The sequence below is a fragment of the Streptococcus oralis subsp. dentisani genome (genome assembly GCF_002096685.1).
In the GTDB taxonomy this organism is placed as follows: domain Bacteria; phylum Bacillota; class Bacilli; order Lactobacillales; family Streptococcaceae; genus Streptococcus; species Streptococcus oralis_AD.
Map to the genome: position 1 here is coordinate 1 of NZ_NCVA01000008.1, position 1,190 is coordinate 1,190.

The following is a 1,190-nucleotide window of genomic DNA, read 5'->3' on the forward strand; positions in this document are numbered from 1 at the left end:
GCCAATTCATAAAACTCAGCCTTGCCACCTTCCCAGACTAATTTGACGTCTAGAAGAGAGCCACCATTTCGGATAGCGAAGGTTTGGAGACTAGATGTAATGGCACCGAGGTCTGTCCAACTGTCTTGACCATCCTTGAGTGTTCTAGCAAGAACACGTGCCTTAGCTCCTTCAGGAAGACTGGAAACAAGACGAAGGTGGTTGGCATTGGTTGGCTCAGATAAGTGATACACCAATTCACCCTTGTCTTTTTCAGACTTGTAGCTGGTCAAGACTTTTCCGTCTACAAGATTGTTGTAGAGATTGCCTTGGCTTTCTCCACTGTTTCCTTCTACTGTCGGATCATTGATTGGTTTGACAAATTCACCATCATTGATGACCAATTCTGTAAAGCCTACAAAACGAGCATCATAGTCTGCAGTATAGAGAACACGGAGATAGTTGGCTTTGACTGGTGTAGCCAATTCACCCTCGATGTAGCGATTTCCTGGCATCTTAGAATCATGTGTCCAACCATCTGTCAGAGAATCATCGTGTTGACTATTGGCCACACCATCTCCTACTGTCACGACATCTGTCCAAGTTTTACCGTCTTGGCTGACTTGGATCTTACCATCACGAAGATAGTTTTGAGTTCCGTCTTGGATGTAGGCTCTGATTTTCTTAATCGTGCGTTCGCTACCAAGTTTCAAGGTTACATGACCATCTTTATGGGCATAGTCTGAAAACTCAACGAAGTTGTTGTAAACACCGTCAAATAGTTGATCTAGGTTGTTCAGTTTACGAACATCATTGCTGCCGTATGTTGGATGAATGCCCATAGTTGTAGATTCTAGTTTGGTTGGTTGTACTTCTTTGGTTGTCACAAGGAGAGAAGTGGCTGTCACAGCTTGTTCCTGATCCGTTTTGTTGACCAGACGAACATAACGTACCAAGTGGGTTGCGACAGATCTGTCTTTCAACTGGCTAGCTGACGTCCACTCTTGCGCATTTGCAGAATACTCTAGGCTAAGAGCAGGGTTGGCTTGGCCTTGGAGCTGGATGCTCTTGATCTGATGGATACGGTCAAGCTTCATTCCTAGATAGCTATGAGCAGGGAGTTTGGTTCCAGCTGGAATTTGAAGTTCGTAACTGCCTAAGCTATCCACCACTGGTGTTTCCTTCAAGGCATCAACGTTGGTGTCTGTTAA

The 1,190-nt window shown here is 44.9% G+C and carries 1 protein-coding gene; it reads right to left on the reverse strand.

Annotated elements, in window-relative coordinates; all coding sequences use genetic code 11:
* Positions 1–1,190: discoidin domain-containing protein (locus tag B7705_RS00120; RefSeq protein ID WP_142358208.1), on the reverse strand; the 1,190-nt coding region annotated here is incomplete at both ends.